Source organism: Guggenheimella bovis (assembly GCF_054492335.1).
Genome location: NZ_JBQWTF010000001.1, coordinates 219,996 through 240,001, shown reverse-complemented (window position 1 = coordinate 240,001; position 20,006 = coordinate 219,996). Strand labels below are relative to the sequence as shown.

The 20,006-nt window shown below is 42.2% G+C and carries 23 protein-coding genes; 7 read left to right on the top strand and 16 right to left on the bottom strand.

The window, feature by feature from the left end:
* Positions 1-126: 126 nt before the first annotated feature.
* Together ACUB3H_RS01325 and ACUB3H_RS01320 are read left to right on the top strand one after the other, a co-directional pair.
* Positions 127-672, top strand: coding sequence for a DUF2284 domain-containing protein (locus ACUB3H_RS01325; protein ID WP_459128849.1), 546 nt, complete (start codon positions 127-129; stop codon positions 670-672).
* A complete protein-coding gene (locus ACUB3H_RS01320) occupies positions 659-1,747 on the top strand; it encodes a tyrosine-type recombinase/integrase (protein ID WP_459128848.1) in 1,089 nt (362 codons plus the stop codon). The genes ACUB3H_RS01325 and ACUB3H_RS01320 overlap by 14 nt, the downstream gene beginning before the upstream one ends.
* On the opposite strand, the gene ACUB3H_RS01315 is transcribed toward ACUB3H_RS01320, so the two are convergent.
* Positions 1,748-2,077, bottom strand: a complete 330-nt coding sequence (locus ACUB3H_RS01315) for a LysM peptidoglycan-binding domain-containing protein (protein ID WP_459128847.1) — start codon at positions 2,075-2,077, stop codon at positions 1,748-1,750. It lies immediately after the preceding gene.
* A 123-nt stretch (positions 2,078-2,200) separates the two neighbouring features.
* On the opposite strand from ACUB3H_RS01315, the gene lexA reads away from it, so the two are divergent.
* From lexA to ACUB3H_RS01290, 5 genes are all read left to right on the top strand, one after another.
* Entirely contained in the window at positions 2,201-2,809 is a 609-nt protein-coding gene (gene lexA / locus ACUB3H_RS01310) for a transcriptional repressor LexA (RefSeq protein WP_459128846.1), read from the top strand.
* Positions 2,809-3,513, top strand: coding sequence for a LytR/AlgR family response regulator transcription factor (locus ACUB3H_RS01305; RefSeq protein WP_459128845.1), 705 nt, complete (start codon positions 2,809-2,811; stop codon positions 3,511-3,513). The genes lexA and ACUB3H_RS01305 overlap by 1 nt, the downstream gene beginning before the upstream one ends.
* Positions 3,510-4,211, top strand: a complete 702-nt coding sequence (locus ACUB3H_RS01300; protein ID WP_459128844.1) for a sensor histidine kinase — start codon at positions 3,510-3,512, stop codon at positions 4,209-4,211. Before ACUB3H_RS01305 ends, ACUB3H_RS01300 begins: the two co-directional genes overlap by 4 nt.
* Before the next feature lie 63 nt (positions 4,212-4,274).
* On the top strand, positions 4,275-6,083 hold the full coding sequence (locus ACUB3H_RS01295; protein WP_459128843.1) for an ABC transporter ATP-binding protein: 1,809 nt from the start codon (positions 4,275-4,277) through the stop codon (positions 6,081-6,083).
* Complete coding sequence (locus tag ACUB3H_RS01290) at positions 6,067-7,863, top strand: ABC transporter ATP-binding protein (RefSeq protein ID WP_459128842.1); 1,797 nt, start codon at positions 6,067-6,069, stop codon at positions 7,861-7,863. Before ACUB3H_RS01295 ends, ACUB3H_RS01290 begins: the two co-directional genes overlap by 17 nt.
* Positions 7,864-7,878: 15 nt before the next feature.
* Here the strand turns inward: ACUB3H_RS01290 and ACUB3H_RS01285 are convergent, their stop codons facing one another.
* The 15 genes from ACUB3H_RS01285 to ACUB3H_RS01215 form a co-directional block, all read right to left on the bottom strand.
* Positions 7,879-8,853, bottom strand: coding sequence for a TMEM165/GDT1 family protein (locus tag ACUB3H_RS01285; protein ID WP_459128841.1), 975 nt, complete (start codon positions 8,851-8,853; stop codon positions 7,879-7,881).
* Positions 8,850-10,652, bottom strand: coding sequence for a translational GTPase TypA (gene typA / locus ACUB3H_RS01280; RefSeq protein WP_459128840.1), 1,803 nt, complete (start codon positions 10,650-10,652; stop codon positions 8,850-8,852). Before typA ends, ACUB3H_RS01285 begins: the two co-directional genes overlap by 4 nt.
* 90 nt (positions 10,653-10,742) lie before the next feature.
* Complete coding sequence (rpsA, locus tag ACUB3H_RS01275; RefSeq protein WP_459128839.1) at positions 10,743-11,798, bottom strand: 30S ribosomal protein S1; 1,056 nt, start codon at positions 11,796-11,798, stop codon at positions 10,743-10,745.
* A 15-nt stretch (positions 11,799-11,813) separates the two neighbouring features.
* Complete coding sequence (locus ACUB3H_RS01270) at positions 11,814-12,644, bottom strand: 4-hydroxy-3-methylbut-2-enyl diphosphate reductase (protein ID WP_459128838.1); 831 nt, start codon at positions 12,642-12,644, stop codon at positions 11,814-11,816.
* Entirely contained in the window at positions 12,625-13,233 is a 609-nt protein-coding gene (locus ACUB3H_RS01265) for a lysophospholipid acyltransferase family protein (RefSeq protein ID WP_459128837.1), read from the bottom strand. The genes ACUB3H_RS01270 and ACUB3H_RS01265 overlap by 20 nt, the downstream gene beginning before the upstream one ends.
* On the bottom strand, positions 13,208-13,852 hold the full coding sequence (cmk, locus tag ACUB3H_RS01260; RefSeq protein WP_459128836.1) for a (d)CMP kinase: 645 nt from the start codon (positions 13,850-13,852) through the stop codon (positions 13,208-13,210). Before cmk ends, ACUB3H_RS01265 begins: the two co-directional genes overlap by 26 nt.
* A gap of 46 nt (positions 13,853-13,898) precedes the next feature.
* Entirely contained in the window at positions 13,899-14,750 is an 852-nt protein-coding gene (locus tag ACUB3H_RS01255) for a MurR/RpiR family transcriptional regulator (protein ID WP_459128835.1), read from the bottom strand.
* Complete coding sequence (locus ACUB3H_RS01250; protein ID WP_459128834.1) at positions 14,728-15,279, bottom strand: 2-oxoacid:acceptor oxidoreductase family protein; 552 nt, start codon at positions 15,277-15,279, stop codon at positions 14,728-14,730. Before ACUB3H_RS01250 ends, ACUB3H_RS01255 begins: the two co-directional genes overlap by 23 nt.
* A complete protein-coding gene (locus ACUB3H_RS01245; RefSeq protein WP_459128833.1) occupies positions 15,276-16,100 on the bottom strand; it encodes a 2-oxoacid:ferredoxin oxidoreductase subunit beta in 825 nt (274 codons plus the stop codon). Before ACUB3H_RS01245 ends, ACUB3H_RS01250 begins: the two co-directional genes overlap by 4 nt.
* Positions 16,100-17,233 carry a 2-oxoacid:acceptor oxidoreductase subunit alpha gene (locus ACUB3H_RS01240; protein ID WP_459128832.1) on the bottom strand — a complete coding sequence of 378 codons (1,134 nt, stop codon included), beginning with the start codon at positions 17,231-17,233 and terminating at the stop codon, positions 16,100-16,102. The genes ACUB3H_RS01245 and ACUB3H_RS01240 overlap by 1 nt, the downstream gene beginning before the upstream one ends.
* A complete protein-coding gene (locus tag ACUB3H_RS01235) occupies positions 17,223-17,435 on the bottom strand; it encodes a 4Fe-4S dicluster domain-containing protein (protein WP_459128831.1) in 213 nt (70 codons plus the stop codon). Before ACUB3H_RS01235 ends, ACUB3H_RS01240 begins: the two co-directional genes overlap by 11 nt.
* A gap of 108 nt (positions 17,436-17,543) precedes the next feature.
* A complete protein-coding gene (locus tag ACUB3H_RS01230) occupies positions 17,544-18,227 on the bottom strand; it encodes a pseudouridine synthase (RefSeq protein WP_459128830.1) in 684 nt (227 codons plus the stop codon).
* Positions 18,224-18,727 (bottom strand): SMC-Scp complex subunit ScpB, encoded by a 504-nt coding sequence (scpB, locus tag ACUB3H_RS01225; protein ID WP_459128829.1) that lies wholly within the window; start codon positions 18,725-18,727, stop codon positions 18,224-18,226. The genes ACUB3H_RS01230 and scpB overlap by 4 nt, the downstream gene beginning before the upstream one ends.
* Positions 18,720-19,454 carry a segregation and condensation protein A gene (locus ACUB3H_RS01220; protein WP_459128828.1) on the bottom strand — a complete coding sequence of 245 codons (735 nt, stop codon included), beginning with the start codon at positions 19,452-19,454 and terminating at the stop codon, positions 18,720-18,722. The genes scpB and ACUB3H_RS01220 overlap by 8 nt, the downstream gene beginning before the upstream one ends.
* Before the next feature lie 50 nt (positions 19,455-19,504).
* Positions 19,505-19,996, bottom strand: coding sequence for a ferritin-like domain-containing protein (locus ACUB3H_RS01215; RefSeq protein ID WP_459128827.1), 492 nt, complete (start codon positions 19,994-19,996; stop codon positions 19,505-19,507).
* Positions 19,997-20,006 lie beyond the last annotated feature (10 nt).

The following is a 20,006-nucleotide window of genomic DNA, read 5'->3' as shown; positions in this document are numbered from 1 at the left end:
AAATGGAGTTGATGAAATTCATCAACTCTTTTTTATTTGTCTAGATTTTTCCAGAGGGAGGTGCTATAATGGGTTTATCAAACTATTCCTTAAATGTATATTTTGGGAATAGATATAGGGGGAATCATGATAGAGGTTCGACAGACTGAAGTTTCAGAGCTTTTACAGGAAACGTATGATCCTGAGCGTGTCTATGGATTCTGTAGTTCCTGTGAACGCTACGGAAAACACTTTGCATGTCCTACACGTAATCAAGGTGTTTTAGATTACGTATCACGCTTTCAAACGGCTTGGATTTTTTTCCATACCATCATAGATCATAAATCTTTTGGCGAATCGATTACAACGCGTTTTTTTCATTACCGTGACCAAGTAGATCCCATATTGAGATCCTTTGAAACCGATTCGATTCAAAGCGTCTTAGCTGGACCTTGTAGGTATTGTTCTACATCTTGTGAAACGGAAAACCTAAAAGCTTGTAGACACCCTGAGAGTCTCCGATATTCCTTTGAATCCATGGGCTTTGATGTAGCCAAAATGACAGAATTCTATATTGACAAGAAATTAACATTCGAACCGAAAAAGCATATCCTCGTCTATGGATTTCTATCTAATGAATCGCTTGACGTAAAACCCATCATAGAAAGGCTGGAACGCATTGAAGATCAATAATAAGACCTCAAAACCCACAAATGTCCTTGTCACGCAAATTGAAATGGATCAAAAGAGTGTAGAGATTGAACGTACTCTCCCCTCTTATCTTAGAGATTACTGCATCTATCTAAAAGGGAGTGTCTCTGTTAGTACGAGACTTGCTTATCTTCAAGACATCCTCTTTTTCTTTGAATACCTTGTTAATGAGACAGCTCTAACCAATGCAAAAGAAGTAAAGGATCTAACAATTAATGAGCTTTCTAGATTAAAAGCTAGGGATGTCAATGAGTTCCTAGGTGATTACTGCAGAAGGTATTATAAGCGAATCGACGATGAACTCCAGGTCTTTGAAAACCATAATCCTTCTCTTGCTAGAAAGAAATCATCGATCGCATCTCTCATTAAGTTCCTCTTTCGAAACGAGCAGATACCAGTAGATATCACGCCTGGATTTAACCCTATTAAGCTTCCTAAAAAGCAACCTGATGCCATAAAAAGACTTCAAGAGGATGAACTAGAAAGCCTCCTAGAAATCGTAAAGACAGGTGCCAATTTAACAGAAAAGGAACGCACCTATTGGGAAAAGACGAAACTCAGAGATAAGGCGATTATTCTTTTATTTGTCACTTATGGACTACGATTAAAGGAACTTGTAAACCTTGATATTGCAAGCTTTAACTTTAATCGTAGAGAATTTGTAATCTACAGAAAACGCGATAAAGAGTCGGTCATGCCACTAAATATCAGTGTCGAAAATGCCATTAAAGACTACTTAGAAAACGAACGGGCTGAATTTAGCACGGAAGATGCACTGTTTCTATCACTGCAAGGAAAGCGCATGACCGAACGCACCATTCGAGAAATGGTCAAAAAATATACGGCACTCGCCATGCAGACGTCGCGCCGTAACGGTTATAGCCCTCATAAACTAAGAGCGACAGCTGCGAGCACCCTCATTGAAAGAGGCTTTAGCATCTATGACGTCCAGTCTCTATTAGACCATGAAAACGTCACGACGACACAGCTCTATGCAGCCCACCGTAAAAAAGTGAAAGAAGATATCGTCAACCAATTTGAGCTTGACGAGGAATGATTACTCTGCCTTACCTACATTTTGTCTATAGTGCGTAGGTAGCTTCAGTTCTTGACCAGGAACGATCTTTCCTTCTGCTCCTAGAGCATTTATAAGGATGATCTCATCAGTGAGAGCTCTGACATCAGATGTAGAACTGATCGTCTTAGCAATCGACCAGACGGTGTCACCAGGTTTAACGACGATGGTCGTTACAGGTCCTTCTACTGATTTTATAGCGTATGAATCAAGGAGCATTTCTCCTAGATAAGCAATGAGTGCAATACAAAGAAAGAGAACGATTCCGAAGCGAATAGCGAATTTTTTACGATCGATAATAGAGATGTTCATTTTGTCCTCCCAAACATTTGTTCTGATATCAGTATATACGAACACATGTTCGTAGTCAAGCGAAAAACGAACAAATGTTTGATTTTTTTCTTTTTCTTGGTATAATGTTTTTGAGGTGAGGAAATGATGGAATTAACGAAAAAACAGCAAGAAGTCTATGACTTTATTTTAGAACGAACAAAAGAAATTGGTTATCCTCCGACCATTCGAGAAATCTGTTTAGGTGTCGGCTGTAAGTCGACTTCTACGATTCATGGTCACCTTTCTAAGCTTGAAGAAAAGGGTTATATTACGAGGGATGGATCAAAAAATAGAGCCATCATGTTTCAGAATGAGGCTCTCGTTGAACCTCAAATCGAGGTTGCGAGTATTCCGGTCATTGGACGCGTTACAGCTGGCCTTCCTATTTTAGCTGTAGAAAATATTGAAGATTACTTCCCCATCCCATTAAATCAGCTTTCAAGTGGAGAACATTTCCTTTTAAAGGTACAAGGTGAGAGCATGAAAAATGCAGGTATCTTAGATGGTGACCTCGTGTTAGTTAAGAAACAAAATGAAGCTCGTAATGGTGACTACGTTGTCGCATTAATCGATGACAGCGCAACCGTTAAAACCTTTTATAAAGAAAAGGATCATATTCGACTACAACCAGAAAATGAAGCTTTTGAACCGATTCTAGGTACAGATATTGAGGTCTTAGGAAAAGTTCAAGGTGTTATGCGTTTCCTATAATGAAGACGCTTCGTATCGCCCTTTGTGAAGATGAACAAATCCAAAGAGACCAATTAATATCTCTTTTAAAATCTCTCCAAGCGGATCTTAAAGCAACCATTGAGATTCAAACATTTAGCAGTGCTGAGGCATTGCTTTTTCACTTTGAGGAAAATGAGTTCGATCTCCTACTACTCGATGTCATGCTAGGTGGAATCAATGGATTTGAAGCAGCTGAAAAGATTCGTTTGACATCAAAAGTACCGATCGCATTTATTACAGCGGTGGCTGAACAAATCGCAAGAGGGTATGATTATCGGGCCATTCATTATATTATTAAGCCAGCCACTAAAGATCAATTAAAGCGCGTTCTTGAAACCGTTTTAAATGAAGTTCCAGAGACGTATGTCTGCTTTCAAACGTTTGAAGGTGAGCTCAGGTTACGCGAGGATGAAGTTTATGGGTTTTTCTATGAAGATCAAGAACTTCTTCTCATTTTACGTGATAAAAAGGTCCATTTACGCGAACGCCTCCATGAACAACTTCTGAAAGGATCCAACAAATTCTTTCAAACGCATCGCAATGCGATTTGTCATATCGATCACGTGTATTTTATTGGCAAGGATCGAGTCGATCTTGAAAATGGAACCTCTCTTCCCCTCTCTCGTCGATCGCAAAAAGGGATCCTAGAAGCCTTTTTAAAGGCGAATCGAGCGAACTCATGATGTACATAATAGAAGCACTCATCTTTTTAGTGATCGGCTATATACTCTATAAAAATATCCTTGAAAAGTCCAAGCAAGAACTCAAAAATCTCTTAGTGACACATTCCAATGACGTAGAGAGTTACCACAAGGATATGAGGGGCTGGCGTCATGACTACTTGAATCAGCTCCAAACCATGAAAGCCTATCTCTCTTTAAAGCAATACGATGAGTTAAAGAATTATCTCGATGGAATGGAACAAGATTTAAGAGAGATCGATATGCTCGTTGAGAGTGGAAATACGATGATCGATGCTATTTTAAATAGCAAATTGACACTTGCTATGGAAAAAGGAATCGATGTCTATTGCACGGCAAACGTTCCCAAAGAATTAGCCTTTGATTCTGTTGATTTGGGAATCATCTTAGGAAATCTCCTATCGAATGCCATTGAAGCGCAAGAATACGTCAAAGAAAAATTCATTCGAATTTATATCCAAACGATGAAAGGCCACTTATATATCAATGTGACCAATAGTATGGATGGAATGAATCCATCGCTTGTAACGAGAAAATCGAAGCGTGAACATGGCTTCGGTATCCGTCGCATTGATCACTCTGTGAAAGAACTTTCTGGAACGGTAAACAGAAAACAAGATGAAGGTGTATTTAGTACAGAAATTTTTCTACCGAATGTTCCGCTCGATGGCAAAAAGTGACCGTTCAGCTTCTTTTTTCTTAAAAGAGGCTTTTTTTAATTAAGATAAACTTGGAGGTTTGAGATGACAAAAAACTATTCCTTGTGGAAAAATACAAAGTACTTTTTAAGGGGACTTATCGAGCGTGGTCCCTTACTGATTCTCTCATTTTTTGCTTCTGTACTCGTAACCACACTGACACCGATCGTTACGCTATTAATCAGCAAGCAAAGTATTGAACTATTACTTCAGAAGCGGTCCTTTCAGACGTTCGCTTTTCAGATCTTCTTGGTCTTTTTGGCGCTTTTTGCTTTAAAGGTCATCGCTTCTGCCCTTTCGAATTACCGAAGTAGCATTTACTTACATTATAGGCAGAGCTTTTTGTCGGAATTCTTAGAGAAAGTAACCCAAACGGATTTTCAAAACATCGATGGATCGAGAAGCAGAGAAAGAGTCGATAAAGCCTTGAATGCCATTTTTGAAAATCATGGAGAAGGTGCTTATAATTTTGCAACTCTACCCGAGTACTTTGATGCTTTTTTAGGAGCGGTCTTAAGCTTATTCGTGTATGTAGCTATTTATTTGACCCTTTGGCCCCCTATCGTGTTGTACATTTTTATTGCGAGTATCTTAAGTTATTTTTACGGTCGTCATGTGACAGCGATCCGAAAGAATCTACAAAATGAATCGGCTACCGTATCCCGTCGATTGAACTATATTTCACAGCAATTAGGTGATCAAAAGGTCGTGAAAGATTTAAAGGTCTATCACGGTGAAGAATGGTTTGAAGAAAAATATCTAAATGAGCTTTATTCTCTCATGGATATTCAAAAAAGAAGTGTCAGAAAGAGAAGAAATCAAGAGTTACTCGACATCTTATTTTCAGTTCTTCGCGATGGTCTCATGTACTTTTATCTGATTCAAGCCATCATAAATGGAACATTATCCGTCGATCGATTTGTCTTTTACTTTGGGCTTCAAGTCAGTCTTTCGCAGACATTCCAAATGATTCAAATGCAGGCGAACAATTTGTATGGTTGTCACCTCATGATTACAGACTATAGAAGCTTTATCGAAACGGACGACCGAAAGAGAAATGCTATTCATAGGAGCGATCGAATGAAGAATTACTCGATCGAATTCAAACACGTAAATTTCACTTACCCAGGTGCTCCAAAGAAGACCATTGAAGATTTAAATCTCTTTGTAAAACCTGGAGAAAAGGTCGCTATTGTAGGCTTAAATGGAGCCGGTAAGTCGACACTCGTTAAGCTTCTTACAGGGCTCTATGCTCCCGATTCTGGAAGGATTCTTTTAGATGGATTGGATTCAAATGATTTTTCGAAAGAAGAGTACTTTAAGCTTTTTAGCGTCGTCTTTCAGGATTATCACGAACTGCCTTTAAGCATTGAAACGAACATTACATCAGATCACCCTTCAGAACGAAGTGTTGATTCCGTCATTCGTCTATCAGGGCTCGATACGCTTTTAGATGATCTTCCAGAGGGCAAAAAATCGTTACTCGTTCGTCAAGTCAATTCAGAGGCCATCGATTTGAGTGGTGGCCAAAAACAAAAGCTTCAGTTAGCGAAAGCTATCTATAAAGATGCACCGATACTCATTTTAGATGAACCTACCGCAGCGTTAGATCCTTTGGCCGAAGAAAGAGTTTATTTAAGCTATTATGAGCTTTCTAAGGATAAGACATCGATCTTTATCTCCCATCGATTATCTTCTACCAAGTTTTGCGATCGAATTTTATTTTTTGAAGATGGAAAGATCGTAGAACAAGGTACTCATGAGGAACTGTTAGAAAAAGGCGGAAAATACAGCCATATGTTCGATGTGCAATCACACTATTATAAGGAGGAAAAGAATGTGGAAACTGTATAAACGTGGATTCAAAGACGTTCATGCGATGGATCCTACCTTCTTACTCTTAACGATCCTGAGTTCTGCCGTAAGAATGATGATTCCTCTGATAAATATCTATTTTTCTAAGCGTATCGTCGATGCATTAATCGCTGGAGTTACATGGAATTCCATGCTTCGCCTCATTGTTATAGTACTTCTAGTTAATCTAGTACTGCTCGTGTCGCAAAGTCTCTTGCGCTCAGTGTTAGAAGTGAAGAACTCGAAGCTATTAAAGATGAATATCTTTAATATCAATAAGCATCAATTAGATCTCGATTATGCCTATTCAGAAGATGCGAAAGTACAAGAGCAAAGGCGATTTCTTATTAATTCGCAATATAGCATGGGAAAAGGCTTGATGACGTATGTATTCCATTTGGAATATTTCCTGACGAATTTCTTTGGTATCATTGGATCGATGGCGCTTATATTGGGGCTCTTTTTAGTCCCATCAAAAGTGCAGTACTACTTTTTAGCGATTCTTTTTGTTTCCCTTGTAGCAGTTATATTTTTAGAGGGGAAAAAATCGAAAAAGCTCAATAAAATCTTAGAAGAAACCGATTTAGTCGTTTATCACGATAATAACATGTCCAATTATTTGTTTTCGGAGCTCCTTGTGAATTACGAAGCAGCCAAAGAAATACGACTTTACGATGAAGGAGATCTCTTACTAAATCATTGGAATAAAACGGTTTCAACATTTTTAGCTTATATCAAAAAGACGCTCACCTGTGCATTTCTTAATGATGTGACGAGCTTAGTTCTTTACTACTCCATTGTATTCTTTGTGACGATGTATGCTGGATATCTCGCCTTTATGAATGCAATTTCTGTAGGTACATTCCTACTCTATGCAGGTGCTATAGGCCAACTAATGATGTGGCTTCCGAGCGTGTATCATACCTACACTGAGTTTGTGATAAACGAGAACGCACTCCAGACCCACTATGACTATTTCGACCTTTCAAGCGATAGACATGTGGGAGTCATTCCAACGGAAAAGCGATTAGATCGTGAGTTCTTTATTGAAGTCAAAGACGTATCGTTTAAGTATCCTGGAACTGATCGTTATGTCATAAAACATCTTACGACGAGCTTCACGATTGGAAAAAGGGTGGCGCTTGTTGGTGAAAATGGAAGTGGAAAGACGACGCTTATAAAGCTCCTCCTTCGCCTCTATGATCCGACAGAAGGCGTTATTACCTTAAATGGTATCGACATTAGAAAGTACGACTACAAAGAGTATCTTGATCTCTTTTCGGTCGTCTTTCAGGACTACACATTGTTCGATTTCACGCTTGGAGAAAACATCGCAGCCAATGCTTCTTATGATCCGAAGCTTGCAGAACACTATCTGATGCGCGTCGGTTTTAAAGAAAGGTACGATCGATTAAAGGATAAACTCAATACCTACATTCATCGTGGCATATCAGACGACGGTATCGAGTTTAGCGGTGGAGAATCGCAAAAAATTGCTATGGCTCGTGCACTTTATAAGAATGCTCCGTTTTTAATCATGGATGAACCGACTGCGAAGTTAGATCCCTTGAGTGAGTACGAGATCTATAAGAAAATGGATGAAATGGTTGAAGATCGAACGGCTCTCTTTGTCTCTCATCGACTCTCTTCTTGCCTATTCTGTGATAGGATCATGGTCTTTTCTGAAGGAGAGCTCGTGGAAGAAGGAAAACATGAGGAATTACTTCAGAAAAAAGGAACATACGCTATGCTTTGGGAAGCTCAAGCAAAATACTACTAAAAATCAAAAAGGGTGCTATGCACCCTTTCCTTTTTTTAGAATATCAAGTTGTTCTTTAACGCTCTTAAAGACCTCGTCCTCTGGATGATCATGGATCAGTTCTTCGAGCTCTTTGAGTTCGTTTTGAATTTTTTCTTGGTCGTAGTTCTTTTCACGGAACGCTTTATCTGCTTTAAAAGGTTCCTTCGCTTCTCCCTTTAAAAGGAGCTTCGTATAACCAACGGGACATCCTGCACCTAAGCAGTGCGTACAGACTTCGTTTCTGAGGCAGATTCGTTCCATGTCCTTAGAAAGCTTCTCGTAGTGCTCTTTTAAGTGTTGTGCCGTCTTTCGGAACACCGTATCCTTGTTCTTTCGAAGTCTTATCACGAGGAATACGATAAAAGAGATTGCACTCACGATAAAGAGCGGAATAAAGAAGGAAGGTGAAAGAAGGGACTTAAGCTTTAAGACACCAAAGACGTAGAAGATGAATCCAGCGATGATGTTCATGAGCGTCTCTGGTACTTTATCTCCAAGCTTCTTTCCGATGAAGATTCCAAAGAGTCCTGTGAGCATCATGGCACTGACCGTTGCACTTAAGATCAGGATGGGATAGCTCGTCTGAGCCGCTAAGGTGATAGCAGCAAGCTGTGTCTTATCACCTAGCTCTCCTAAGAAGAATGCGAGAGCGACTGTGATTGTCACACCATGCTTGGAGGACTTCGCCTCCTCCTCTTCTTCATCCCCTTCTCCTTGTAAGCTCCACAGCGCAAAGAGAATGAAGAGGACGCCTGCAAGCCCTTGAAGGATATCTAAGGGAATGACTTTTGTGAGTGCTCTACCGAGAAGCACAGCGAGTGCGTGATTACAGAATATTCCTAGGAAAAGGCCGAGGATGACCTTTTTTAGTGGATATTTCGTGGCAAAGGCCATGGCTAAGAGCTGAGACTTATCTCCCATCTCGGCTACAAAGATCATGACAAAGGCCTGTAAAAATTCCTGGATCATACGTAAGACTTTCTTCTTTCTCGAATGCGATCAATCTCTTGAAGAATCTTTTTTCGAAGTCGGATGATCGATGGCGTCACTTCGACGTACTCATCGTCTTCAACGAAGTTCAGTGCTTCTTCTAAGCTAAAGATTCTTGGCTCTGGGACGTTTAGTGCTTCGTCACTAGCGGAGCTTCGAGTATTGGTCATCTTTTTATTCTTCGTAGGATTTACGACAATATCTTCCTTATGGGCACATTCTCCGATGATCATCCCTTCATAAACCTTATCTCCAGGACGAACAAAGAGTGTTCCACGATCACTTAAGTTCCAAAGCGAGTATGCCATACATACGCCTTGTTCATTGCTGATTAAGACGCCATTACGGTTTCTTTCAATGGTTCCAGCATAGGGACCGAAGTGAGAAAAGCTTCTTAAAAGAACGCCTTCTCCACGCGTGTCGTTTATGACTTCGGAGCGGAAACCGAGGAGTGCTCTCGTAGGAGCGACGTAACCGACTTCTGTATAACCTTCTTCGGAATTCATGGAAACCATTTGGGCTTTTCTTTGATTCATCTTACTGATGAGGTTTCCGACGTATTCATCGGGTGCCTCAATGATAACGTTTTCGTAGGGTTCAAGCTTTTCGCCGTTTTCTCCACGCTTCATGAGAACACGAGGTTTCGAAACAGAAAGCTCATATCCTTCTCTTCTCATGTTTTCAATGAGGATCGATAGATGTAACTCTCCCCTACCGCTCACTTGATAAGCATCCGTTCCTTCGATCGGCTCTACTCTCATACCTACATTCGTTTCTAGTTCTCTTTCAAGACGCTCTTTAATGTGTCTCGTCGTTAAAAACTTTCCTTCTCCTGCAAAGGGAGAACTGTTGACGTAGAAGTCCATTGAAAGAGTCGGTTCTTCGATCGGAATCGCAGGAAGAGGCTTTACATCTTTGATTCCAATGGTATCTCCTATGGAGATATCACTGATACCTGTTATTAGGACGATATCTCCAGCTTCTGCCTTGTCTGCAGGCGTTCTCTTTAAGCCTTCGTTTAAGTAGAGCTGAGCGATCTTTTCGTTTCTTCTCTCACCCTCTGGTGTGACGACAGTCACCTGATCCTTGGAGTGGATCGTACCACCTAAAAGACGACCGATTCCGATGCGTCCGATGTAGTCGTCATAAGCTAAGCTTGAGATTTGTAGAAGTAGGTCATCCGATTGTGGCTCAAAGAGCGTCACGTGCTTTATAAGCGTCTCAAAGAGAGGTACGATGTCTTCATTCGTATCATTGATGTCATAGCGTACGATACCGCGTTTAGCTACGCCGTAGAGGATTGGAAAGTCGAGCTGACTATCGGTTGCTCCGAGTTCTGCAAAGAGGTCGAAACTTAAGTCTACGACTTCATCTGCACGCTGATCCTTTTTATCAAATTTATTGATAAGTAGAATCGGGCGTAGTCCTTCTGCAAGTGACTTTTTAAGGACGTAGCGTGTCTGTGGCATCGGTCCTTCTGCTGCGTCGACTAAGAGAATGACGGTGTCAACGGTCTTAATAATGCGCTCTACTTCAGAAGAGAAATCGGCGTGACCTGGCGTATCGACGATATTGATTTTGTAATCTTTGTATTTGATTGAACAGTTCTTCGAGTAGATCGTAATGCCTCTCTCGCGTTCGATGGCATCGTTATCCATCACTTGTTCAATCACTTGATCTCGACTGTTAAAGGTGCCACTCTGTGAAAGCATGGCATCGATAAGTGTCGATTTTCCGGCATCGACGTGTGCGATGACGGCAACATTTATTATCTTCATAATTCCTTCTTTCCAACTTATCTATTCTAACAGGTTGGAGAGTCTAATTCAAACGAATTAATGTAAAAAAAGAAGGCTTTCGCCTTCTTTTTAGAGCTCCTTCATGCTGAGCTTAATTCTCTTTTCGTCTTTATCGATTTCAAGAATCTTGATGACGACTTCTTCACCAACTTTTAGTACGTCAGCAGGTAGTTCCACTCTTTCGTCAGAAATTTGTGAAACGTGAATGAGTCCTTCAAGACCTGGTTCGAGTTCAACGAAAGCACCGAAGTCAGTGAGGCTTACGACTTTACCGTCGTAGCGCTCTCCAACGGTATACTTTTCGTCGATGATCGTCCATGGATCAGGGATGAGTTGCTTACGGCTCAAGCTGATCTTGTTTTCTTCTTTATTGAAGTCGATAACTTTGAATTCGAGTTCTTGGTTCACTTTAAGAACATCAGATGGCTTGTTTACCTTGCCCCATTGAATTTCTGAGACGTGAACGAGTCCATCGACTGCTCCGAGGTCGACAAATGCGCCGAAGTTTGTAAAGCGACGTACGGAACCTTTGACAATTTTGCCAACTTCCATGTCCTTCCAGAATTCTTCGAGTTGACCAGCACGAGCTTGTTCTAAGAGTTCTTTTCTTGTAAGAACGATTTGGTTCTTACGACGGTCGAAGTCTAAGAATTGTACTTCGAGTTCTTGACCTACGAACTGGTTGAGGTCACGAACGAAATTTGTATCAATATGTGAAGCCGGAATGAAGGCACGAATATCGTTGTAGTAAGCACTTAAGCCACCCTTAACGACTTCGGTAACTTTGACCTTAATAGACTCTTTGTTATTGAATTTCTCTTCGAGAACTTCCCAGTCCTTTCTTGAACGTAGACGTTTGGTTGAGAGCAATACTTCGCCCTCGGCGTCGTCGCGTTTAAGTACTAGGACGTCGATTTCTTCATCGGGTTGGAAGAGTTCTGACAAAGGCTTGTTCTCTGGGTTTGAGATTTCTTCGGCAGGGATGATGCCGTCAGCCTTATAACCAATGCTAACAATGACGTTGTTTTCATTGATCATTACGACTTTGCCCTTAAGGATCTCGTTTTTCTTTGGAACAGCAAATGTTGACTGCTCCATAAGGTTTTTCATTTCGGTGTTTTCCATGTGTGTGTAGTTCTCCTATCTTTCCATTTGAAGCTTCTTCACCACATCGTCAATGATCCATTGTGGTGTAGAGGCCCCAGCGCTTATTCCTATAGTATCATACTTTCTTAACTCTTGCACTTGAATCTCACTGGAATTTTCAAATAACAACGTATTTTTATTATAAAGTTTACATAATTCTTTTAGCTTTTTGGTGTTCGAAGAGTTTTTTCCCCCAATGATGAGCATACAGTCTACTTTTTTAGCGAGTTCCTGTGCTGCTGCTTGACGGTCCATCGTGGCATGACAGATGGTGTTCACGGTTAAGAGGTCTGAGATCTTCGTTTCTAAGTAGGTAGTTACCTCATTAAAGGAATCGACTCGCATGGTTGTCTGACTCACAAGTAAACTAGGAGCATCCTCTATGGACATTTCCTTCAGTTCTTCTAGGTCTTTAAAGACCGTAACGGTGCTCTCTGACCAACCGATGGCACCTTCGACTTCAGGATGTACGCTATTACCGAAGAGAAAAATTCTTCGCTCTTTGGAATACTTTTCAATGAGCTTTTGAAGCTTTGATACGAAGGGACACGTCGCATCGACGATTTCTACGCCCTTCTCTTTTAGGCGCTTAAAGGTCTCCTTCGACTCACCGTGGGAGCGAATGAGCACGCAGTCCTTTGCTTCATCGGTTGTAGGAATCGTCTCTAAACCGATCGATTGAAGCCTTTTAATTTCATCTTCATTATGAATAATTTTTCCTAAGCTCTGAAGGGATCCACGAAGCGTTAAGTTCTTTTCCGTGAGCTCTATTGCTCTTTTTACGCCAAAGCAGAAGCCCGATGGGTCAGCGATGATGATGTTCAAGTTCGATCCTTTCATAAATCTTTTTTAGAATGTCGTCGGCAATGGTTTGATAAGCTTTGGAATTGAGTCTTTCAAAGCCGTAGTCTTCGACGTGAACGAGTGGTAAGTAGATGAGTTTTATTCGCTGAAAGGGATGCGCTTTTTTTGTAATAGCTACAGGTTGGATGGGAAGACCCGTCTTATGAGAGAGCATGATCGTTCCGCTTTTACCTGGAAGGGGCTCTGTTAACACCTTATTTCTCGTTCCCTCGGGAAAGATCAAGAGGCTCTTATCTTTCGCGTATTCGATCATCTGACGAAGACTGCCTAAGTCGATATTTCCGCGGTCGACACTTACGACCTCTAAGCGCTCTAAGAAGAACTTCAAGATCTTATTCTCAAAGAGTTCCTTTTTTGCGAGGATTGATAGATCATCAGGGTACGACGCTGCAACCACAAAGGGGTCAAAAAAAGACGCGTGGTTCGGCGCTAAAATGACGCGCTCTCCTGGATGCATGTCGCCTTCAATTCGAATATCAAAGAAGAGATAGACGACAAAACGCAGAACCGACCAAAGAATGCGTTTATGAAAGGGTTGTTTTTGTTTCATGAATGACCTCGATGATCTTTTCTTCGACTTCTTCGATCGATAAGTGATCGGTATCGATTGCGATGGCATCACATGCCTTTTTTAAGGGGGCAATTTCTCTCGTAGAATCGTAGTGATCTCTTCTTTTCATATCTTCTAGAATCTCTTCGTAGTGCTCGAGATCGTTTCTCTCTAAAGCTCTTCTTCTCGCCCTCTCCTCGACCGATGCATCGAGGTAGAATTTGAACTCGGCATCGGGAAAGACGACTGTTCCGATGTCTCTTCCATCCATGATGACATCGTTCTTTTCTGCGATCATTCGCTGTGCTTCTTTTAAGAAGGTTCGAACGCTTTCCATCGCAGAATAGTAGCTCACTTCTTTATCGACTTCAGGGGTACGAAGTTCCTTTGTAAGGGCTAACCCATTAAGAAGGATTCCTCCTTCTATCACTTCTAAAGAGGTCTTCTTTAGTTCCTTTTTAACCTCATCTTCTTCTTTTACCTGTTTTTTTAAAAAGCTATACGTCAGTGCTCGAAACATCGCACCCGTATCGATATATTGAATGTGTAGACGCTTCGCAACTCTCTTTGCGATCGTGCTTTTTCCTGAACCACTCGGTCCATCGATTGCTATTTTCATGCTTCACCTCAAACTCATTATAACAAAAAAGAGTGCCTAAGCACTCTTAAATGTAGACATTGTATTCCGTCCAAATTTGCTCTAACGCTTCAAACTTCTTCGTCACTTCCTCGATGTTGTCGTAGGCGATGGCTGTGACTAAGGCATTAATTAAAGCCATCGGAGCGACGTGCGAATCGATAAAGGTATCTAAGGAATAGGTCGCATAGATACTGGCATCGGAGAAGTGTGTAATGGGTGAATCGTAGTTATCAGTGATCGCAAAGATCGTATGACCCGCTTTCTTTATGATCTCGGCGTAGTGAAGCGTCTGCTTCGAGTAGCGAGGAAAGCTAATGACGATGACGACATCACCATCAGTGAGGTTTACGATCTGATCAAAGGTATCACCCGTTTCATGGTGGAAGCAGATGACATCGTTTCGAACGAAACTAAGATAGAAACTTAAGTAATCGACGAGAACCTTCGAGGAGCGACGACCTAGGATGTAGACGCGTTTGGCTTCTCGAATCGCTTTTGCCATCTTATGTAGATCCTCAACATTCAAATTCTCAAACGTCGTTCGAATGTTATTGAGGTCTGTAGAAAAGGAGGCTTTGATGTTTCCTTCAAAGCTTTCTGGCTCCATCTTTGTAGCGAGCTTTTGCTTACTCGTCAGAATGTTCTTTAGATTGTCTCTTAAGTTTTCCTGAAGATCCGGATAACCATCATAGCCTAAGCTAAAGGCAAAGCGCACGACAGTCGATTCACTCGTTTGAATTCTTTCAGCGAGCTTTTTTGCCGTCATAAAGACCGCTTGATCGTAGTGATTCGTTAGAAAGTCTGCGATGCGTTTGTGAGTTTTTGAAAGGGACTTATAATTGGCTTTAATCGTTTCAAATACGGTTTGCTGCTTCATAGTCTTTCACGAGTTTGTGTCCTGCGTCAATGGCGCGTTGATTTAGGACTTCGCTTCCCTTTGGAACACGCTTTAAGACGCATTGGAAGAGCTCCTCGTCGTCGTAAATCTTTGTGATTTCTTGAATGACACCGAGGGTTACGATATTAGCCGTAAGTTCCTTACCTACTACATCGCGTGCCGTACGAAGGATCGGGAGTTTGTAAATGGCTTTTGCACCTGTGTTCTCCCCTACCTCAACATCTTCGTCGACGATGAGGATTGCACCGTCTAAGTCCTTTGCGTATTTATCATAAGCAACTTGTGTTAGTGATAGGAGTAGTGATGGCTTTTGAACCTTTGGAAAGTCGATCTCTTCTTCGCTGATGATGACTTCGCACTTACTAGCACCACCTCTTGCTTCTGGTCCATAGGACTGCGATTGAATGGCGTTATGACCCATGTTGATGGCTGCATCGGCGAGGATGACACCGAGCATGATGACACCTTGTCCACCGGATCCCGTTAAGCGAAATTCCATGTTCTTCATTTGTCGCCTCCTAAACGGTCGATGATCTTTTGATATTCTTCGGTGTACTCAGGACGCTCAATGTCTTTGTAGATACCGTAGACGAGCTTTCCTTGGCGTTCTTCTTCGCTCATTCTTTCGTAAGCATTCTTTTCAACGTAGTTGTCTTTCATCCAGACCATCATCTGTGGAGCTGTACCGCTCTTGTTCTTACGTCCGTAGTAGGTTGGGCAAGCACAGATGGCATCGATGAGGCTAAAGCCCTTGTGTTGAATGCCTTTTTTGATGTAGTTAATGAGTTGGTTTGTATGGTATGCCGTAGCGCGTGCTGTAAAGGTAGCACCAGCACCACCAGCAAGTTCCATGAGATCAAACGGTTGGTCGACGTTTCCGTAAGGAGCAGTCGTTGCAAACGCTTGATTTGGTGTCGTAGGTGAATATTGACCACCTGTCATACCGTAGATGTTGTTGTTATAGACGATGACGGTGAGGTCGATGTTTCTTCTGCAAGCGTGAATTAAGTGGTTTCCACCGATAGCACTTGCGTCTCCGTCACCTGTGATGACGATGACGTGAAGATCAGGATGAGATAGCTTAATACCTGTTGCAAAAGCGAGTGCTCTACCGTGTGTCGTATGAACGGTTTGGAAGTTCATGTATCCGGGAGCTCTAGAGGAGCAACCGATACCACTTACGATAACCGTCTTATCTTGATCGAGTCCGAGATCGTCGATGGCTTTAATGATCGAACGTGTAACGATACCGTGGGAGCAACCAGGACACCAGATGTGTGGAAGATTCCCTGTACGGAAGTATTTTTGAACGAGTTTACTTGGATTCATTACAGTACCCCCTCAACGAATTCGCAAATTTCTGTAGGCGTCAAAATATTGCCATTTGATCGTCCTAAGTGCGTAACGGGGCAATTGCCAAAGACGATGCGTTCGACTTCGTGTGTATATTGTCCGTAGTTCATTTCGCAGACGATGATGTGTTTTACGCGCTTTGAAAGTTCACGAATTTCTTCTTCAGGTGAAGGCCAAACTGTGATCGCACGAAGCATACCAGCTTTTACGCCTTTGCTGCGAAGAAGTTTAATCGCACTCTTAGCGACGCGAGCCGTTGAACCAAAGGTAACGATGGCAACTTCTGCATCGTCTAGTTCGTAAGAATCCGTTTGGACGATGTCCTTACGGTTGTTTTCGACTTTATTTAAAAGCTGCTCTAAGAGCTTCTTAGCATTATCTACAGAGTTTGATGGGAAACCAGTCTCATTATAGAAAAGACCTGTCGTATGGGTATGGAAGCCTGTTCCAAACTCAGCCATCGGTGGAACGATCTCTCCCTCTTTGACTTCGTAGGTTAGGCGGTTATCACCCTTTTGAGGACGAACGCGGTCGATGATTTCAATTTCACCCTTTTCAGGAATTTGAATGCGTTCACGCATGTGTCCGATGACTTCATCGGTAAGTAGAATGACAGGTGTACGATACTTTTCTGCGAGGTTAAAGGCACGTACGGTGAGATGGAAGGTCTCTGTAACGCTCGATGGCGAGAGAACGATCATTGGATAATCACCGTGTGAACCGTAACGTGATTGATAGACATCACCTTGAGCAGATTGAGTGGGAAGACCTGTAGAGGGACCACCACGCATGACGTCTACGATGACGAGTGGAACTTGTGCAATCGCAGCATAGCCGATGTTTTCTTGTTTTAAGCTAAAACCAGGTCCGCTCGTTGCGGTCATGGATTTACTACCTGCAATGGATGCACCGATGGCAGCAGCGATACCACCGATTTCATCTTCCATTTGAATAAATCTTCCACCTTTACGTGGTAAGTATAGTGCAGAAAGTTCTGCAATTTCTGTGGAGGGCGTAATAGGATATCCTGCATAGAACGTATAGCCTGCGTAAAGGGCTCCCTGTACGACGGCTTCGTTACCTTGCATGAGCTGGTATTTATTTTCCACCTTCGACCTCCTCTAAGTAGATGGCATAGTCTGGGCAACGCATCTCGCATTGACCGCACTTAATGCACTTATCGATATCTTGAATGGTGACCTTGTAATCTTTGTCGATGACGAGGACATTTGTAGGACAGAATGCAACACAGACGCCGCAGCCTTTACACCATTCGCGCTTTTGGGTTAATCTCAAGTTTTCCTTAGCCAAAATGGACCTCCTTCTTTCTATGTATATTGTAGCATTGTTCGAGTAAATTGCAAGAAACATTTCAATAATAAATAAAAAATGCAAGTTCACGCATATGATCTTGCATTTTTACTTCGAGGATCGCTCAATTTCAAGCTTTGATAGCTTTCTCATCTGCCCTGATTGCAAGCTTCCGAGTGTGATCGTACCAATTCGAATACGCTTCAGCTTAACGACGTGGTAGCCTACGCTTTCAACCATCCTTCGAATCTGGCGATTCCTGCCTTCGTGTAGTGTAAAGAGATAGAAATCATCTCGCTTTTTAATCTCGATCGGGCGAAGCTTATGTTCACCTAATTCCATGCCCTTCGTGAGTTTCTTGATGTCCTCATCTAAGAGCGGTCGATCGAGTGTCACTTCATAGACCTTTTCTTTTTCATAACGCGGATGCATCATGCGGTTTGCATAGTCACCGTCTGTCGTAAGAAGAAGTAAGCCTTCTGAATCATAGTCTAAGCGTCCAATGGGATAGACTCTCTTATGGCCCTTATAGAAGTCCATAATCGTCTTTCTTCCCTCAGGGTCTTTTACGGTACAGACGATACCGCCGGGCTTATAAAAGGCCCAGTATTCGTGTGATGTGACAGGCGTTACGACTTTTCCGTCGAAGCGTACGGTATCGCCATCTTCTACGACATAGCCCATCTCCGTAATGGTCTCTCCGTTTACAGAGACTCTGCCTTCAAGGATCAGCTTTTCAGAAGCTCTTCTCGATGCGACACCTGAATCGGCGAGGTATTTTTGTAATCTCATTCTTCCACCTTCGGTAAATCCGCTAAGCTTTCTAGACGGAAATCTCTAAGAAACGTCGAGGTCGTGCGGTAGAGCTTCGGTGAACCGAGTGTTTCTAGGGTTCCGCAGACTTCGATGAGTCCTCGACCTACGAGGTCACGAATCGAGTAGTCGCTATTGACTCCTCTAAGATGGTCGATGTCGATCTTCGTGACGGGCTGCTTATAAGCGATGATACTTAAAACCTCAAGCGTAGAGGGACCGAGTCCCTTATCATCGGTTAAGTCGAGGGCGACGCGCACGAGGTCTTCATAGCGATCGTTTGTCGCAAGTTGGACTTCGTTACCGAATTCTAAGACCGTGATCCCCTTCTTCCCTTCTGCATACTCCTTACGAAGGAGCTCGATGGCATTTTGTAGACCCATTTTATCGGTCTCTAAAAGCGACTGCAGACGATTTCTCTTCATGGGTGCACGCGCTGTAAAGAGGAGCACTTCAAGTTTTCTGACTAATTCAAGCATGGTTTTTACCTTCAATGATGAGCTTTTTAAAAGGAGCATCCTGACGCAACGTGAGGATTCCCTCCTGCTGAAGTTTTAAGAGAGCGAGGAAGTTTGCAATCCACTTTCCTCTCGGTTCATCGACAAGAAAGAGATCTTCAAAGAGAATGCTCGCACTTTGATTTAAAAGACTTTGAATGTGTTTTTGTGATGACGTGACCGAAAAATGCTCTCGCTTTAAGTGTAAAAAGAGTGCATCGCTGTTTTCAGTCTCTCGTTCTCTCTTCTTTTCTAGAAGCCTTTGAAAGGCCTCTGTAAGAAGTTCTACGGGGATGGATCCTGTGATTCGTATGAGCTTTGGAAGCTCAATGATCATCTCATCACTCGTCACCTGAAAGCGAAGCCTCTTTTCTCGTTCGGAGAGGAAGTAATCGATCTCACGAACCTTCTTGTATTCAAGAAGTCTCACGAGCAGTTCCCTTCTCGGATCATCGCTATCGATGCCGATGGGTTCTAAATCTCGGTCTGGTAGAAGCATCTTACTTTTAATCTCAAGGAGCATGGAAGCAAAGACGACAAAGCTTGTAATCTCTTCTACGGGAAGCGTAAGCTCCTCCATGCGCTCGAGAAAATCATTCGTGATCTTATGGATCGGAATGTTATAAATATCGATTTTATCTTTTTCTAGGAGCTCAAAAAGGAGCTCAAAAGGACCTCTAAAGTCCTCAATGTCTATTTCGTATGCCATACGTCCCTCACGCTCTCTAGTATAACAAAAAAAAGCAGCGAATGCTGCTTTTAGTATGGTGCGTAGGATTGGTCTGCCCAGAAATCCTTGAGCATATTTTGATATTCGTCGTTAAAGGTGTGGTAGTGACCCCATTCCCATTCAGCGAGGATTGAAAAGAGCTTTTGAATGGTTGCATCATCTGTCTTCTTAGCACCTTCTTCGTAGAACTCAGCGGAGCTCTTTTCCATCTGTAGTGCGATCTTAAAGACGGCTAGTGCTTGGGAAGGATCTTTATCTTGTACGTGATCCCACTTAAAGATCTTTGGTGAGTGATCGCCTTCTAGGGCACTCATTTCAAATTGATCGACTTTATTGATTTGAAGTTTGTCCATGAGGTCTTTAAGCCACTCAGCGTGTTTTTCTTCTTCTTTCGCGAGGGCTAGAAGCGTTTGCTTTGATTCCTCGCTCTTTGAGTTGTTAGCAGCCATTTTGTAGAAGGCATAACCTTCAACTTCGTTTGTGATGGCTTGACGTAAGAGCTTTAATTGTTCTTCTTTCATCTATGACTCC

What these genes read in the sequence shown, in the direction of transcription:
- ACUB3H_RS01315 (WP_459128847.1), bottom strand. Translation starts at nt 2,077, where the DNA reads ATGAACATCTCTATTATCGATCGTAAAAAATTCGCTATTCGCTTCGGA.
- ACUB3H_RS01305 (WP_459128845.1), top strand. Translation starts at nt 2,809, where the DNA reads ATGAAGACGCTTCGTATCGCCCTTTGTGAAGATGAACAAATCCAAAGA.
- ACUB3H_RS01215 (WP_459128827.1), bottom strand. Translation starts at nt 19,996, where the DNA reads ATGAAAGAAGAACAATTAAAGCTCTTACGTCAAGCCATCACAAACGAA.
- ACUB3H_RS01290 (WP_459128842.1), top strand. Translation starts at nt 6,067, where the DNA reads ATGTGGAAACTGTATAAACGTGGATTCAAAGACGTTCATGCGATGGAT.
- ACUB3H_RS01220 (WP_459128828.1), bottom strand. Translation starts at nt 19,454, where the DNA reads ATGGCATACGAAATAGACATTGAGGACTTTAGAGGTCCTTTTGAGCTC.
- cmk (WP_459128836.1), bottom strand. Translation starts at nt 13,852, where the DNA reads ATGAAAATAGCAATCGATGGACCGAGTGGTTCAGGAAAAAGCACGATC.
- lexA (WP_459128846.1), top strand. Translation starts at nt 2,201, where the DNA reads ATGATGGAATTAACGAAAAAACAGCAAGAAGTCTATGACTTTATTTTA.
- scpB (WP_459128829.1), bottom strand. Translation starts at nt 18,727, where the DNA reads ATGCTTGAATTAGTCAGAAAACTTGAAGTGCTCCTCTTTACAGCGCGT.
- ACUB3H_RS01230 (WP_459128830.1), bottom strand. Translation starts at nt 18,227, where the DNA reads ATGAGATTACAAAAATACCTCGCCGATTCAGGTGTCGCATCGAGAAGA.
- ACUB3H_RS01285 (WP_459128841.1), bottom strand. Translation starts at nt 8,853, where the DNA reads ATGATCCAGGAATTTTTACAGGCCTTTGTCATGATCTTTGTAGCCGAG.
- ACUB3H_RS01265 (WP_459128837.1), bottom strand. Translation starts at nt 13,233, where the DNA reads ATGAAACAAAAACAACCCTTTCATAAACGCATTCTTTGGTCGGTTCTG.
- ACUB3H_RS01300 (WP_459128844.1), top strand. Translation starts at nt 3,510, where the DNA reads ATGATGTACATAATAGAAGCACTCATCTTTTTAGTGATCGGCTATATA.
- ACUB3H_RS01255 (WP_459128835.1), bottom strand. Translation starts at nt 14,750, where the DNA reads ATGAAGCAGCAAACCGTATTTGAAACGATTAAAGCCAATTATAAGTCC.
- ACUB3H_RS01325 (WP_459128849.1), top strand. Translation starts at nt 127, where the DNA reads ATGATAGAGGTTCGACAGACTGAAGTTTCAGAGCTTTTACAGGAAACG.
- ACUB3H_RS01250 (WP_459128834.1), bottom strand. Translation starts at nt 15,279, where the DNA reads ATGAAGAACATGGAATTTCGCTTAACGGGATCCGGTGGACAAGGTGTC.
- typA (WP_459128840.1), bottom strand. Translation starts at nt 10,652, where the DNA reads ATGAAGATAATAAATGTTGCCGTCATCGCACACGTCGATGCCGGAAAA.
- rpsA (WP_459128839.1), bottom strand. Translation starts at nt 11,798, where the DNA reads ATGGAAAACACCGAAATGAAAAACCTTATGGAGCAGTCAACATTTGCT.
- ACUB3H_RS01295 (WP_459128843.1), top strand. Translation starts at nt 4,275, where the DNA reads ATGACAAAAAACTATTCCTTGTGGAAAAATACAAAGTACTTTTTAAGG.
- ACUB3H_RS01245 (WP_459128833.1), bottom strand. Translation starts at nt 16,100, where the DNA reads ATGAATCCAAGTAAACTCGTTCAAAAATACTTCCGTACAGGGAATCTT.